11 protein-coding genes and 1 pseudogene are annotated in these 14,588 nt (G+C 40.9%); 8 read left to right on the top strand and 4 right to left on the bottom strand.

The window, feature by feature from the left end:
* Nucleotides 1–31 precede the first annotated feature (31 nt).
* Nucleotides 32–466 carry a hypothetical protein gene (locus AAHH42_RS08300; RefSeq protein ID WP_342220897.1) on the top strand — a complete coding sequence of 145 codons (435 nt, stop codon included), beginning with the start codon at nucleotides 32–34 and terminating at the stop codon, nucleotides 464–466.
* A gap of 272 nt (nucleotides 467–738) precedes the next feature.
* Entirely contained in the window at nucleotides 739–3,423 is a 2,685-nt protein-coding gene (acnA, locus tag AAHH42_RS08295; RefSeq protein ID WP_342220896.1) for an aconitate hydratase AcnA, read from the top strand.
* 186 nt (nucleotides 3,424–3,609) lie between these two features.
* Here acnA and ribA read toward each other — a convergent pair whose 3' ends face one another.
* A complete protein-coding gene (ribA, locus tag AAHH42_RS08290; RefSeq protein ID WP_072550801.1) occupies nucleotides 3,610–4,203 on the bottom strand; it encodes a GTP cyclohydrolase II in 594 nt (197 codons plus the stop codon).
* A gap of 196 nt (nucleotides 4,204–4,399) precedes the next feature.
* Between ribA and AAHH42_RS08285 the strand changes: the two genes are divergently transcribed.
* The 5 genes from AAHH42_RS08285 (at nucleotide 4,400) to AAHH42_RS08265 (ending at nucleotide 8,731) form a co-directional block, all read left to right on the top strand.
* Entirely contained in the window at nucleotides 4,400–4,720 is a 321-nt protein-coding gene (locus tag AAHH42_RS08285; protein ID WP_072550800.1) for a LapA family protein, read from the top strand.
* 5 nt (nucleotides 4,721–4,725) lie between these two features.
* On the top strand, nucleotides 4,726–5,895 hold the full coding sequence (gene lapB / locus AAHH42_RS08280; protein ID WP_342220895.1) for a lipopolysaccharide assembly protein LapB: 1,170 nt from the start codon (nucleotides 4,726–4,728) through the stop codon (nucleotides 5,893–5,895).
* Between the two features lie 43 nt (nucleotides 5,896–5,938).
* Entirely contained in the window at nucleotides 5,939–6,664 is a 726-nt protein-coding gene (gene pyrF / locus AAHH42_RS08275; RefSeq protein ID WP_342220894.1) for an orotidine-5'-phosphate decarboxylase, read from the top strand.
* Between the two features lie 10 nt (nucleotides 6,665–6,674).
* On the top strand, nucleotides 6,675–7,004 hold the full coding sequence (gene yciH, locus AAHH42_RS08270) for a stress response translation initiation inhibitor YciH (protein ID WP_342220893.1): 330 nt from the start codon (nucleotides 6,675–6,677) through the stop codon (nucleotides 7,002–7,004).
* 248 nt (nucleotides 7,005–7,252) lie between these two features.
* Entirely contained in the window at nucleotides 7,253–8,731 is a 1,479-nt protein-coding gene (locus tag AAHH42_RS08265) for a hypothetical protein (RefSeq protein WP_342220892.1), read from the top strand.
* Nucleotides 8,732–9,039: 308 nt separating this feature from the next.
* Here AAHH42_RS08265 and AAHH42_RS08260 read toward each other — a convergent pair whose 3' ends face one another.
* The 3 genes and pseudogenes from AAHH42_RS08260 to fabI form a co-directional block, all read right to left on the bottom strand.
* Nucleotides 9,040–10,449 carry a hypothetical protein gene (locus tag AAHH42_RS08260; RefSeq protein ID WP_342220891.1) on the bottom strand — a complete coding sequence of 470 codons (1,410 nt, stop codon included), beginning with the start codon at nucleotides 10,447–10,449 and terminating at the stop codon, nucleotides 9,040–9,042.
* Between the two features lie 141 nt (nucleotides 10,450–10,590).
* Nucleotides 10,591–12,059 (bottom strand): annotated as a pseudogene (gene dtpA, locus AAHH42_RS08255) (dipeptide/tripeptide permease DtpA).
* A gap of 516 nt (nucleotides 12,060–12,575) precedes the next feature.
* On the bottom strand, nucleotides 12,576–13,367 hold the full coding sequence (fabI, locus tag AAHH42_RS08250; protein ID WP_342220890.1) for an enoyl-ACP reductase FabI: 792 nt from the start codon (nucleotides 13,365–13,367) through the stop codon (nucleotides 12,576–12,578).
* A 204-nt stretch (nucleotides 13,368–13,571) separates the two neighbouring features.
* Here fabI and AAHH42_RS08245 point away from each other — a divergent pair, with 204 nt between their 5' ends.
* Nucleotides 13,572–14,585 carry a hypothetical protein gene (locus AAHH42_RS08245; RefSeq protein WP_072550792.1) on the top strand — a complete coding sequence of 338 codons (1,014 nt, stop codon included), beginning with the start codon at nucleotides 13,572–13,574 and terminating at the stop codon, nucleotides 14,583–14,585.
* Nucleotides 14,586–14,588 lie beyond the last annotated feature (3 nt).

Raw genomic sequence — 14,588 nt, 5'->3', positions numbered from 1 at the left:
AGGATATAATATAACATTTAAGAATGTACACATGAAATATATACAAGGACAAGGATATAACATGATTAATAATGCAAACGTAAATAACATTGAAACTGCAAATGCTGTAAGCACTGAGACAGTGCAACCAGCAGGGAATGTATTCAACAACGTTGATATTTATAATGCAGGGCGGGTGGCAGCCTATATTTTTGACACATCGTTCACGTCTCCATTGCAAATATTATATAATGGGGCTCTTAGTATTTTTAAAAAGGGAAAAAATACGATTGAAATCGGTTCAATAAATAGTTTATTCAATAAAAATAAAAAAGATTCACTGGTTCTATCAGGAGTGACATCGATACTGGCTTTAACAGAAGTAGCAGCGGCATTTCCCTGTGCTGAATCTGCTACTCATATTTATCTGGACAAGCAAATTTCTCATATTGCCTACAGTGATAAAATAGTACCGGTACAGGGATAGCATAATTATCAGCTATCGTTGATGTCTTCACTATACTATTAAATAAAAGCCAAATAGAAATTTTTTCTGTTTGGCTTTTATTCAAAAAGTGCTAAAAGAAAATTTCTGATTTATCAATTGACTCTGTGATTCAATAGACTTCTTTCTAAACCTAATAGTTGTGTTATATTCAATAAAACCAATATAATCTTACTGGTTATTATCTAGGGTAAAATGACTATCCAGGCGTGTATTTAACAAAATACCTGCTTTAGAAAATGTTGGGAGGGGTTATGTCATTGAATATACAAACAAAGAGTTTAGCAAAGCTGGTGGTACAAAATGAGTATCATTATTACAGTTTACCCAAAATGGCATCCTTCCTAGGGAATATCGATCGACTGCCAAAATCAATGAAAGTGTTGTTAGAAAATCTGTTACGGCATATTGATGATGATAGCGTACGGGAAAATGACTTAAAAGCAATGGTTGATTGGTTAGCAAACGGTCATGCAGATTGGGAGATCGCCTATCGCCCAGCCCGTGTTTTAATGCAGGATTTTACTGGTGTTCCGGCGATTGTTGATCTTGCGGCTATGCGTGAAGCGGTGCAACGTTTGGGAGGAGATGTAAAGAAAGTGAATCCACTTTCTCCCGTCGATTTGGTAATTGACCATTCCGTTACTGTGGATAATTTTGGTGATCAACAGGCCTTTGGCAAAAATGTTCAGCTGGAGATGACGCGTAATCACGAACGTTATGCGTTTTTGCGCTGGGGTCAACAGGCATTCAATCGTTTTCAAGTGGTGCCACCGGGAACTGGCATCTGTCATCAGGTGAATCTTGAATATTTGGGACAAACGGTATGGCATGAGCAACAGGGAAATAAATTTGTTGCTTATCCCGATACTCTGGTTGGAACAGATTCTCATACTACGATGATTAATGGGTTGGGGATCCTCGGTTGGGGGGTCGGCGGTATCGAAGCGGAAGCGGCCATGCTGGGTCAGCCAGTTTCGATGTTGATCCCTGATGTTGTGGGTTTTAAGCTGACGGGGAAATTGGGTGAAGGGATCACGGCAACTGACCTGGTATTGACGGTCACGCAAATGTTACGAAGACATGGCGTAGTGGGTAAGTTCGTTGAATTTTATGGTGATGGACTGGTAGATCTACCCTTAGCCGACCGAGCGACTATCGCGAATATGTCTCCTGAATTTGGTGCTACCTGTGGTTTCTTCCCTGTGGATGAAGTGACCTTGAATTATATGCGCCTAAGTGGGCGCAGTGATCAGCAAATTGCTTTGGTAGAGGCTTACACCAAAGCGCAAGGCATGTGGCGTTATCCTGGTGACGAACCGATGTTTACCAGCAAATTAGCATTGGATATGACCACTGTTGTTTCTAGTCTGGCGGGTCCGAAGCGACCACAGGATAGGGTAGTATTATCTCAGGTGCCGCAGGCTTTTAGCGCTTTTAACGAAGCAGAAGTTATCAGTAAGAAACAGAGCAATAAAAAAGATAACCTTGTGCCGATGTCGATCACGTTGGAGGGTAAAACACATCACTTATCTGATGGGGCAGTGGTGATTGCCGCTATTACCTCTTGTACCAATACCTCTAATCCCAGTGTCATGATGGCCGCGGGGTTATTAGCTAAGAAAGCGGTGGAAAAAGGACTAAAAACTCAGACGTGGGTAAAAACCTCGTTAGCCCCCGGATCCAAGGTAGTGACTGATTATCTTAATGCGGCAGCTTTGAGCGATCCACTGGATCAATTGGGTTTTAATCTAGTGGGCTATGGTTGTACGACCTGTATCGGTAATTCGGGATCATTACTTGAACCCGTAGAAGATGCGATTAAAGCAGGGGACCTCACCGTGGGGGCGGTGCTATCTGGTAATCGTAATTTTGAAGGTCGTATTCATCCATTAATCAAAACCAACTGGTTAGCTTCGCCGCCATTGGTGGTGGCTTATGCCCTGGCAGGGAATATGAAAATAAATCTGACGGATGATCCCTTGGGTCAAGATCAGCAGGGTGTTCCGGTTTATCTGAAAGACATTTGGCCAAGTACACTGGAAATTGCAACAGCGCTTGAAGAGGTAAAAACAGCGATGTTCCGCAAAGAGTATGCTGAAGTTTTTGACGGTGATGATAGCTGGCAGGCCATTTCGGTAGAAAATTCGCCAACCTATCATTGGAAACCAGACTCGACTTATATCCGTCATCCTCCTTTTTTTAGTGGGATGTCGCGTAAACCAGAGCGGATCGAAGATATCAAGCAAGCCCGTATTTTGGCTATTTTGGCGGATTCAGTCACCACTGATCATATTTCTCCGGCAGGGAATATCAAACCAGATAGCCCGGCAGGACATTATTTGCTCGAACAGGGTGTCGCAATTAATGATTTTAACTCCTATGGATCCCGGCGTGGTAATCATGAAGTGATGATGCGTGGTACCTTTGCTAACATTCGTATCCGTAATGAAATGGTACTAGGCGTTGAGGGGGGGATCACTCGTCATATACCTTCACAGGAGAAAATGGCGATTTACGATGCTGCGATGCGTTACCAGAAGGAAAAGATTCCTTTAGTGGTGATTGCGGGTAAAGAGTATGGTTCTGGTTCTAGTCGTGACTGGGCGGCTAAAGGGCCACGTTTACTTGGTGTACGGGTGGTGATTGCCGAATCTTTTGAACGTATTCATCGTTCGAATCTTATTGGTATGGGTATTCTTCCGTTGGAATTTATGTCCGGAGTGAATCGTAAATCCTTGGGATTAACGGGTAATGAATCTATCAATATTAGTGGATTAGAGGGTTTGACTACAGGGCAGAAAATTCTTGTCACTCTCATTAATACTAGAGGTGAACAGCAAATCATTGAAACGCTATGTCGTATCGATACCAGTAACGAGCTGATGTACTTCCAGCATGGTGGTATTTTGCATTACGTTATTCGCAATATGTTGTAAACGAGGGGTTGGTATAGCTAAAAAATCGAGATGAGCTAAATCGGTCAAACCTGGGATAGTCCGCCAAGGAGGGTAGCTAGCCTGGTTGAGCAGGAGGCGAATTGCGCTGTTCCATAGCGCGAAATGATGAACGAGTAAACTCACACAATGGGTTGTCATAAACCGGTTGCCAAATAAGTGACAGCGTCACTTATTGTTGAATATGTGTCCCATTTTAGCCTCTTTAATCGCAAGATATTTTTTATTTTTCGAATTTTCACCGACGATGAGTGGCACACGTTTGACGACATCTAGCCCATATTGTGTCAATGTTTTGACTTTCTCCGGGTTGTTAGTCAGCAGCCGTACTGCTTTGACGCCGAGTAGCTGATAGATGTCCGCACATAGCGTAAAGTCTCTTTCGTCACTTTTAAACCCCAACTGATGATTCGCTTCGACAGTGTCTGCTCCTTGATCCTGTAGGGCATAAGCACGGATTTTATTCAATAAGCCAATATTACGCCCCTCCTGACGATGGTAAATAAGGATACCACGACCCTCTTCAGCAATTTGCTGCATTGCGGCGTGGAGCTGAAAACCACAATCGCAACGTAGACTGAATAATGCGTCTCCGGTCAGACATTCTGAATGGATCCGGGAAAGAACGGCGGGCTCGCCTGAAATATCGCCAAAGATCAACGCGAGGTGTTCATGACCGCTGGTTAATTCTTCAAAACAAACCAGCAAAAAATCTCCCCAGGGAGTAGGTAATTTAGTTTCTGCTACACGTTTTAGTTTCATATCAATACAGGACTCTGAGGGAAAATGTTTTGGCGTATTTTACTTGCAAAGGCACCGGTTAAGCGCTACCCGTTGCTCATTGTATGGTTTTCTGGCTGCTAATGGCAGCACAATCACGATAATAAGCTTGTGGTGTCATCTTGCATGTCGTATTTTTGGCATAACAATGATATTGATTCACCCTACGGAGTAAAATGTGAAATATTTGCTAATTTTTTTGTTAGTACTGGTGATCTTAGTGGTTTCTATGACCTTAGGAGCACATAACGATCAGGTGATTACCTTTAATTACCTATTAGCTCAAGGTGAGTACCGAGTATCGACGTTATTGGCGACTCTTTTTGCGATTGGATTTGCATTGGGGTGGATCATATGTGCTTTGTTTTATCTACAAGTACGTATTTCTCTTGCCCGGGCACGCCGAAAAATCAAGCGGCTTGAATTACAGCTAGAGCGACCAAGGGCAAATGATGTGATGCTGTCCACGTCTGCTACAAATATCGCCAGCAGGAAGTAATTTCTATGTTAGAACTGCTCTTTCTGCTATTGCCTATAGCCGCTGCTTACGGTTGGTATATGGGGCGCAGAAGTGCTCAGCAGGACAAACAAAAAAATGCTAACCGCTTATCCCGTGAATATGTTGCCGGGGTTAATTTTCTTCTTTCTAATCAAAAAGATAAAGCGGCAGATCTGTTTCTTGATATGCTGCAAGAAAATAGTTCTACTGTTGAAGCGCATCTCACCTTAGGAAATCTGTTCCGTTCGCGCGGGGAAGTTGATCGTGCGATACATATCCATCAGGCATTGATGGAAAACGCCTCCTTAACTTTTGAACAACGGTTGTTAGCCATTCAACAACTGGGGCGCGATTATATGGCTGCTGGTCTTTACGATCGTGCTGAAGATATGTTGACCCGTTTGGTTAATGAGCAAGACTTCTGTATTGCTGCGTTGCAACAGTTATTGGTGCTTTATCAGGCTACCAGTGATTGGGTAAAAGCGATTGCCGTGGCGGAAAAATTGATCAAACTCGGTAAAGAAGAGCAACGCTTAGAAATCGCTCATTTTTACTGTGAACTGGCGTTACAGGCGATGGAGAGTGCTGATCTGGACAAAGCCAAAAGTTTGTTAAAAAAAGCAGCGGCGGCAGATAAACAGTGCGCTAGGGTATCGATTATGCTGGGGCAGGTTTATATTGCTAAGGCTGAATTTATCAAAGCAATCGCTTCGCTGGAACGGGTACTGAAACAGGATAAAGAAGTGGTTAGCGAAGCCTTGCCTATGTTGCAATACTGTTATCAACATTTACATCAAGTCGAAAATTGGACAAAGTTTTTGCAACTTTGTGTCGAAGAAGATAGCGGTGTTGCGGCTGAACTGATGTTGGCAGAGCAGATTGAGCAACAGGAAGGACGAGATGTGGTGCAACTTTATATTAATCGACAGTTACAACGGCATCCAACTTTACGCCTGTTCTATCGATTAATGGACTACCACTTGACTGATGCGGAAGAAGGCCGTGCAAAAGATAGCCTGGTGTTACTACGTGATATGGTTGGTGAACAAATCCGCACCAAACCGCGTTATCGTTGCCGTAAATGTGGCTTCACCACGCATTCTCTTTACTGGCACTGCCCTTCATGCCGAACTTGGGCCTCGGTTAAGCCAATCATGGGGTTGGATGGGCAGTAGAAGAAGTCCAGTGAAGGATCCTGTTTCATAGAAGGTTAAAAAAATGAAAGCTAAAACAGAAAGTAACACTATCGTCAATTCATCTCCCATTATTGTGGCGTTAGATTATGCTGATATCAATCACGCGTTAGCTTTCGTTGATCGTATCGATCCACAGGTTTGCCGGCTAAAAGTGGGTAAAGAAATGTTTACCTTATACGGTACTGTATTTATTCGAGAGTTACATCAGCGTGGTTTTGATGTTTTTCTTGATCTTAAATTTCACGATATTCCTCATACCACGGCACGAGCGGTAGCGGCGGCCGCTGAACTGGGCGTATGGATGGTGGATGTTCATGCCAGCGGAGGGGGCAGAATGATGAAAGCGGCCAAAGAAGCCTTGTTACCTTATGGTGATGATGCGCCTTTGCTGATTGCTGTTACAGTATTGACCAGTATGGAATCCATTGATTTATTGGATATTGGTATTGATATTAGTCCTGCTGGGCAAGTGGAAAATTTAGCCAAATTAAGTCAGGATTGTGGTCTTGATGGTGTGGTTTGTTCTGCCCAGGAAGCGCTTAGACTGAAACAATTTTGTGGTGCAGCATTCAAACTGATCACACCAGGTATACGCCCGACAGGGAGCGAGACTGGCGATCAACGGCGTACTATGACGCCAAAACAGGCACTCGATGCCGGAGTAGATTATATGGTTATTGGACGCCCTATCACTGGATCTACCGATCCTGCGCAAACTCTTGGTACTATCCTCGATTCACTGATTTAAAGGGCAAGTTATGGATAATAACAACAGTCGTCTGGTTTATTCTACTGAAAGTGGCCGTATCCGGTCACCCGAAATAAAAGCTGAACGGTTAACAGGAGATGGTATTGTTCGTATTCAACGCCAGACCTGTGGTCGTAAAGGGAAGGGAGTATGTTTGATCACGGGGGTTGCAGGGAGTGATGAGCAGCTTGATACATTGGCGGCAGAGTTAAAAAAGAAGTGTGGCTGTGGCGGTGCTGTAAAAAAAGGAATTATTGAGATCCAAGGAGATAAAAGAGCATTGCTCAAGCAGTTACTTGAAGCAAAAGGGATGAAAGTAAAATTGGCAGGGGGATCCTGAACGTCGCTCGAGAAGATTTGGAACAGGCTCTTAGTGAAGTCGCTATAACAAAGAAATGGTTTTTTTTTGAAAGAAAAATAAGCAAAGTAGACTATTACTTATAGAGGTAATGTTTTTTCGCTTAACGTAGAATTCACAGCACTCGCTACGTTTTTGCAAGAAGTCTATTGAGTTAAGATATCATCTCATTTATATGGGGGTGCATATTTTTGTTACATTATCGCAGATAATGCGATAGGAGGTACAAAATGGCAACATCATTGAATGTGAATGGCAGTGTTTTCATTTGTTCTGATACGAGAATGGTAAGAATGATTAATGGTGACCGAAAAACAGCGATCTATATGGGGATCTTTGATCGTTTTTTCGATTTATTCAGGAAGGAAAGTAAAAGAGAAAAAATTGAGAAGTTATATGATGAATTACATCAAGATTTATCAGATGAAAGTAAAATAACAACTTCCAGACGCTACAGTATCAATCAATTGATTATTTTTTCTAAAATAAGAGATATGGCCACTTTTGATCAACAGGACAAATTCACTGTTTCGGTACAAGAGGAAAAAATGGATTTTTTTATGGCGGGATCACTCATTTATACTCAGTCTATTTCTAAGTTCACTGGAAAATTTATTAGATGTAAGTGTTTATATGCTAATCAGACGATGCGCGAGAAAGAACAGTTAACCACATTAGTGGAAAGACACAAAAAATTTGCCATTAATAAAATTAAAAATTATTTCAACCTACATAGAGAAAAATTAAAAAAAATAAAAAGAGATAATGATATGTTAGGTCTTGATAAAGATTTTTCGATAACAAAATATAAAGGATTTTGTAAGGCACATCGAGGCAGAACTTATTATTTTCATGTCGGAGACAAATACCCTGTGCTTTATGCGCCACCTAAAGAGAAAGAGGACGATATGTCTTATTTAGAGGGTAACTACAAACAGGTTGATGCGATGGATGAAAGGTTTGTCGTGCTTGTCCCCAAAGATAATAATAATAAATTGGTAGATTTTGATAGAAGTAATAATGAGTCTAACCTAGATTTAGCAGGAATTAAAACACTGATACCGGGTTGGGTTGTTGATGATAATGTGATTATCGCCCGCAATGCAGGTGAAGATTTATATAATTATATCTATGAGATTACAGGAAAAAGAAAAACTATTGATGTTAGGGTATTTAGGGAGGCATTGCGAGATTTGAAAACGTTACATCAGAAAGGTATTTATTTGATTGATATTAAAATAGAGAATATGGCTTATAATGAAAATAAAAAAATAGTGAATTTAATTGATATAGAAAACCGAGTTAAGCGAGGAGGAAAATGTAATCATGGTGTTACCTATAGCGAATATTCCGCTACAAAAGATTTATTATGTTACTATACTAGATATCACGCGGGAGAGAAGTATTATGATTATGATATTTTGCGTGTATGGGATGAATATGCCTTTTTATTATCCATGATAGCTTGTACTGCAAAGAGTAATGATCTTCATAAAGCTGTGATGAGACCTGATGTCGATATTAAGGGAGGAGGCTATCCTGGAGCGATGAATATGAGTAACAATAGTCTGTTCATGAAGTGGATCCATAGTCATGTAAATTCTCTATTTTATATGGATATTGCTGAATTATTAAAAAATCCTGCCAGGTTAGCGCGTGTAAACCCCGATCATGCCTATTTAGCTGACATGCTTACCGTCTCGTCGTAACAAATTATTTCATTATGAAAAGATACATTTACTGATATGGCTGCATGATTTAATTTTGATTGCCTAACTGATACACTAAGGAGTAAATCTACGGAGTAGTTCATATTTGTGTGCTAATCAAAATTAAATTGTGTAGCTATAACTTATCAGAGCATGTAATATGCCCTGATGAGTTAAGAAAGAATTTATTCATATCATTATATATAGAAACGATATTTGTCCACACTGTTAAAAACCCATTATCATTAGCAAGAGATTTTTTGAGGAACCCACTTATTCTAGTGGTGATAACCATTTCCTCGTTAATGCTATATTTTTTTAATTATATCGACTATTGCTGCTTGTTCCTTTTTCTCATTATATTCTTCTAAAACTTCTGATATGAGTTTTATACAATTATTAGTATTTATTTTTTTGTCTATTTGCCTATTCAACATTTCTGCTTTTAGTGGGATAAATGAGAGCGAAAACTCTTGAAAAGTTTCAGTACCATCAGGTGCAATTCTCATGACATAATTTATTGCCAAATTAAAGGGATAATAGTATTCATCACCGTCTTTGATCGATCCATCAGCAGATTGATCGGGAAACTTACAAAAATGGATCACACAGGATTTACTGGTAAGAAGAATATTGCCATTGGGTTGTTTATCGATACTAATGAGAGTATTTTCAGGATCGTAAACGGTATGATTATCAATGATATTCCTTCGCTGTTGTAATAAACATTCTAGTGTTTCACTGTTTCCTCTAATTTTTTTGTTAAGTCTTTCCGTACTATTGAACAGTGTACCTACAGTCAGATTTGTGCTGGTTTGGCATAGATGTCCAATTATTACTGCCACCTGTGTTGCTTCTATGCTATCTATCTGAATTATTGATTGAAGTATTTTACTATCTTGAATATACTTTATTCCTTTTATATGATAATCGGGATCAAGTTGGTTACCGGTAAATTTTTTCAATGGCGGATGATGTTTTTTATTTACGTAAATCTGTTGGTTCTTATTACAATCTCTTACATTGTCAAGGAACATTTGCTCTATTTCTTTTCTGTAGTGCCCAGAGACGTCTTGATTTTTTTTATTTTTTTCGTTTACATCTGTATTTTTATATTCTTTATTTGTATTTTCCTCGCTTTTTTTCCCATTAGTATAGATGTATTGTAAGTCGTCTAGTCTTTGTCGTGGTAGTGGTATGTCATTTTTCTTTGATGAGGATAATGGAAATAATCTTGTCAGATTTCCTTTCCTCTCATCCTCAATCACATTTTCCATAAATTTACTAATACCATTGTAATCTACTTGATCATATAGATTAGGTAAGAGTATTCTCTCCTGGTCAATGTTTATAATAATAAATTCTTTATTACATGACACAGATAATTTATTTTTATGCCCAGGTGCCATAAGAGATTTTATTTTCTGAAGAGCATGTATCAGTTGATGCCAATTTTTCTCAGTAATCTTTTTATCCCAGGCAAAATAATTATATTCTGCTGAATATAATCTATAAAGTGCTTTCCAGATGGCAAATTTTTTATTGTTGTGATATAAAAATAAATTTTTATATTTTCGCCAAATATAGTTTATTTTTTCTTTTATTCTATATTGAGTATTTTTATCTTTTATTACCTCAAATTTTGTCGGAATTGATAATTCTTGTACAGCTTCAATACTGAATCTATAAGGTGATGGTGTTCCAGGAAAACAAATCATATTATTACCTCGAATAGAAAATGATTTTATAACTGTAGGCTGGATCTCGTCATTTCGCTGTTAATATACAGTAAACACCTTATAAAAACGCCCGTGAAGGCGCGTATTTTTTGGAAATTGATAATAGATTATTGATATTTCTTATTCCAGTGTCATGCGATGTAACTTGGGTGCTGTTAACAGCATCAGTAGCGCGATAATACCCGTCACAATGCCGATTTGCATAAACACATGGCTGTAAATATCCAATGATGCTCGAGCGTCGGTAATACCACTGGGTACCGCTGTGAGTGCTGCAACCTTACCGGCGATTATCGCCGCGGCCGCAGTGGTAAGGAACCATGCTCCCATAATAAAGCCCATCAAACGCTGAGGTACCAATTACGCTACCATCGCCAGGCCCAAGCCTGAAATCATCAGTTCGCCGATACTTTGCAAAGCGTAGCTAAGGATTAGCCAGTTAACTGATACGATACTTTGTGCATTGGCGAAACTTGCGCCTAATGGTAACACCAGGAATGCTGTTGCGCTCAGTAGCATGCCTATGGCAAATTTGTGTGGCATGGGCAAACGAACACCCAACTTATTATACAGGATTGCTAGAATGGGGCTTGCGGCCATAATCCAGAATGGATTTAAAGCCTGATATTGCTCTGCCTCAACGTTGAATCCTAAAATAACATGTTCAACATTATGAATAGCGAAGAAATTCAACGAGGTTGGCATTTGGCTATAAAGCACAAAAAAGATCACGGCTTCAAGCATCAGCAAAAAAGCGACAATCATTTTACGGCGAGCGACATCCTGTAAAGCGAAGGTTTCTTTGGCGAAAATAATAATGATAGCGCCAGCAACGACAGCTAATGCCCAATGCGCAATGGCCTGGTTATGCAGCAACCAGTTGGAAATCAGGATAAGAGTGATGATGCCAATTAATACTATCAGTAATTTTTTTATTTGTAGTGGTGAAAAATCAGGTTGTGAACCTTGGTCTTTTACCCAATGACGACAGAACAAAAAATTGACTAGGGTAATTAACATACCGACGACACTAAGAGAAAAAGCGATGTTCCAACCGTATCTTGCCGCCAGCCAAGGGGTCGCTAACATGTTGCCGCCAGCCAAGGGGTCGCTAACATGGACATAAATGATCCGATATTGACGGACATGTAGTACATGGTAAAGGCCCCGTCCAGGCGTGGATCGTCTTTTTTGTAGCAGGTCGCCAGCAGTGAGGAAGGGTTGGCCTTAAACAAACCGTTGCCGACCGCAATGGTCGCCATGCCGAGATAAACCCAAAAAACGTTATGTTCTGAATAAGCCACCATCGCGTAGCCGAGAGCCAAAACTAATATACCCAGTATGATGACTCGTTTACTACCCAGTACTTTATCACCCAACCAGCCGCCAATCGCTATAAAGCTAAAGACCAAAGCACTGAATGAAGAAAAAAGAATGATGGAGTCGGCTTCGCTTAGTCCTAACATTTTTACTAGATAAACAGCCATAATCCCTTGCAGGCCGTAGAAACCGAAGCGTTCCCATAGTTCGATCGAGAAAATGAGGTAAAACGCTTTCGGTTGTTTGAATACATTACGAAGCGTTCCCATAGTTCGATCGAGAAAATGAGGTAAAACGCTTTCGGTTGTTTGAATACATTACGAAGCGTTCCCATAGTTCGATCGAGAAAATGAGGTAAAACGCTTTCGGTTGTTTGAATACATTAATACTGATGTTTTTCGGATCATCAGTATTGTTTTTTATTGTCATAGAGAGACCTCTGATTTCACTCATAACCGGTCATAAAATGACAGGAAAATATAAAAGGCGACGCGTAGAAGACACCTTTTGGCGTCTTCATAAGATATGATTATTATCTGTAATGTGCACTATTTTTATGTTTCAGGTAGGAGCTTAGATTGTAAATAATTCTAAGAACCTGTTCGAAATTTTTTGTGTTCGCTGGTACTTCGTCAACAACAGGCTCAAAATTCCGCCCATTTTTTCCTCGTCTGAGCACAGCGAAAAAGATTTAGAACAGGCTCTAAGAACCTGTTCCAAACTAGGAGCCGCTGTTGTTAAGCAGCGGATGAAATAGGGTTAGTTGTGGGATGTCTTAATAAAATTCATTGTTCCAGTGTTAATTCATTCATCGCTGCAATGTTGAAACCACCATCAACATACAGGATCTCACCGGTAATACCTGCGGCGAGGTCAGAACAGAGAAAAGCGGCGGGGTTGCCGACATCTTCGAGAGTGACAGTACGGCACATTGGGGTAACGGCTTCACAGTGGTCCAACATTTTACGAAAATTCTTAATACCGGATGCTGCTAGGGTACGTATTGGCCCTGCCGAAATACCGTTGACGCGGATACCTTGTGGTCCCATTGCGTTTGCCATATAGCGCACATTGGCTTCCAACGATGCTTTTGCCAAGCCCATCACATTGTAATTAGGGATCGCGCGTTCAGCACCCAAATACGTTAGTGTCAGCAGTGCTGATTTTTCTTTTAGCATGGGGCGGCAGGCTTTAGCCATCGCTACAAAGCTGTAAGAGCTGATATCGTGCGCGATAGCAAAGCCTTCGCGGGTAACGGCATTAACGTAATCGCCATCGAGCTGATCGCGAGGGGCGAAAGCGATGGAATGTACCAGACCATCAAATGCAGGCCATTTTTCTTTTAATTTTTCGAATAGCTCAGTGATGCTTGCATCTTTTGCAACATCGCAGGGAAAAGTCAGCTTTGAATCTAGCTTGTCAGCGAATTCTTCTACACGTCCTTTAAGTTGATCGTTCTGATAGGTAAATGCCAATTCAGCGCCTTGGCGACGCATTGCCTGCGCGATGCCGTAGGCAATGGAAAGTTTGCTGGCTACACCAGTGATGAGAATGCGTTTGCCGGTAAGAAACCCCATAGCAGTAATCCTTGTGGTCGTTTTATTAGAATTGTTCGGTTATAAACTGAACGAGGCAATTCTAGCACGCTTTATCAGGATTGAGGGTGTCTGTGAAACTTGTTTTATCCCGGTTATCTTTCTATAAACAAGAAACTATTATTAGTAAGATTTAATGATAAGTTAGGAGACTATAATGTTTCTTTTAAACTGGGGAGATAACCTATGTACAGTAATGAAGACATTGAATCCGCTGTTGTTGCACAGGCGATTAGCCCGCAAGCGGCGCAGGCGCTGCGTGATCATGTGGATAATATGCGTAAGACATCAGCAGTCGATGAGGAAAGTTTTCGTTTGCTTGCTGGATTTAATGATATTTTTGTGGTGATTGCCAGTCTGTTACTTTTAGGTGCGACATTCGTACTTGGCGGCGCCTATCATCGGTGGCTTGGCGGTCTACTGTGTGCAGGCGTGGCATGGGGGTTGGCGGAATATTTTGTCCGTAAGCGTCATATGGCACTACCTGCTGTTGTGCTGTTACTCGCTTTTATCGTTGCTATCGGTTCTGTGCCGATTTATGGCTATGGCATTAAAGATGCTGTTATTCGCTGGATTATTGCCATTTTACTGACGGCTTTAGCCGCGTTACTCCATTGGCGACGTTTTCATATTCCTATTACTTTGGCGGCCGGCGTGGGTGTTGTTGTTTGGGGAGTTTTATCTGTTTTTCTGATGGTGTTTCCTGTACTGGAAAATATGATGCCGAAGCTGATATTTGGCTCTGGTTTGCTGGTATTTGCCTTCGCCATGTATTGGGATGTCTCGGATATTCAGCGTCAAACTCGGCGGGCTGATGTGGCTTTCTGGCTTCACTTGTTAGCCGCCCCGATGTTAGTTCATCCGCTTTTTATTACCATGTTGGGGGAGGGGGATGTCAGGTTGCTGAACACGCTATTGGTATTAATATTTTATGTGTTAATGGCGTTTTTTTCACTGGCGATTGACCGACGTGCACTTATGGTATCCGCGCTTGGCTATGTTCTTTATGCTTTTACATCACTCTTGGATAAAAGTGGCTTTGTTAGCCTGAGTTTTGCCATCACAGCGTTGATAGCCGGTTCAGCTTTACTGTTGTTATCTGCTTTTTGGCATCAGAGTCGTGGCTTTGTGCTAGGTTTACTGCCATTGTCGGTTTGCCGTTATTTTCCGCGTTGCTATCCGGGCAGGGCTGGGCTTTAATCT

Source organism: Candidatus Fukatsuia endosymbiont of Tuberolachnus salignus, from assembly GCF_964030845.1.
In the GTDB taxonomy this organism is placed as follows: Bacteria; Pseudomonadota; Gammaproteobacteria; order Enterobacterales; family Enterobacteriaceae; genus Fukatsuia; species Fukatsuia symbiotica.
This window is presented reverse-complemented; position numbering and strand designations above follow the sequence as displayed.

Coding starts and splice junctions, on each gene's coding strand:
- AAHH42_RS08300 (WP_342220897.1), top strand. CDS start 32: ATGAAATATATACAAGGACAAGGATATAACATGATTAATAATGCAAAC.
- acnA (WP_342220896.1), top strand. CDS start 739: ATGTCATTGAATATACAAACAAAGAGTTTAGCAAAGCTGGTGGTACAA.
- ribA (WP_072550801.1), bottom strand. CDS start 4,203: ATGAAACTAAAACGTGTAGCAGAAACTAAATTACCTACTCCCTGGGGA.
- lapB (WP_342220895.1), top strand. CDS start 4,726: ATGTTAGAACTGCTCTTTCTGCTATTGCCTATAGCCGCTGCTTACGGT.
- pyrF (WP_342220894.1), top strand. CDS start 5,939: ATGAAAGCTAAAACAGAAAGTAACACTATCGTCAATTCATCTCCCATT.
- yciH (WP_342220893.1), top strand. CDS start 6,675: ATGGATAATAACAACAGTCGTCTGGTTTATTCTACTGAAAGTGGCCGT.
- AAHH42_RS08265 (WP_342220892.1), top strand. CDS start 7,253: ATGGCAACATCATTGAATGTGAATGGCAGTGTTTTCATTTGTTCTGAT.
- AAHH42_RS08260 (WP_342220891.1), bottom strand. CDS start 10,449: ATGATTTGTTTTCCTGGAACACCATCACCTTATAGATTCAGTATTGAA.
- fabI (WP_342220890.1), bottom strand. CDS start 13,367: ATGGGGTTTCTTACCGGCAAACGCATTCTCATCACTGGTGTAGCCAGC.
- AAHH42_RS08245 (WP_072550792.1), top strand. CDS start 13,572: ATGTACAGTAATGAAGACATTGAATCCGCTGTTGTTGCACAGGCGATT.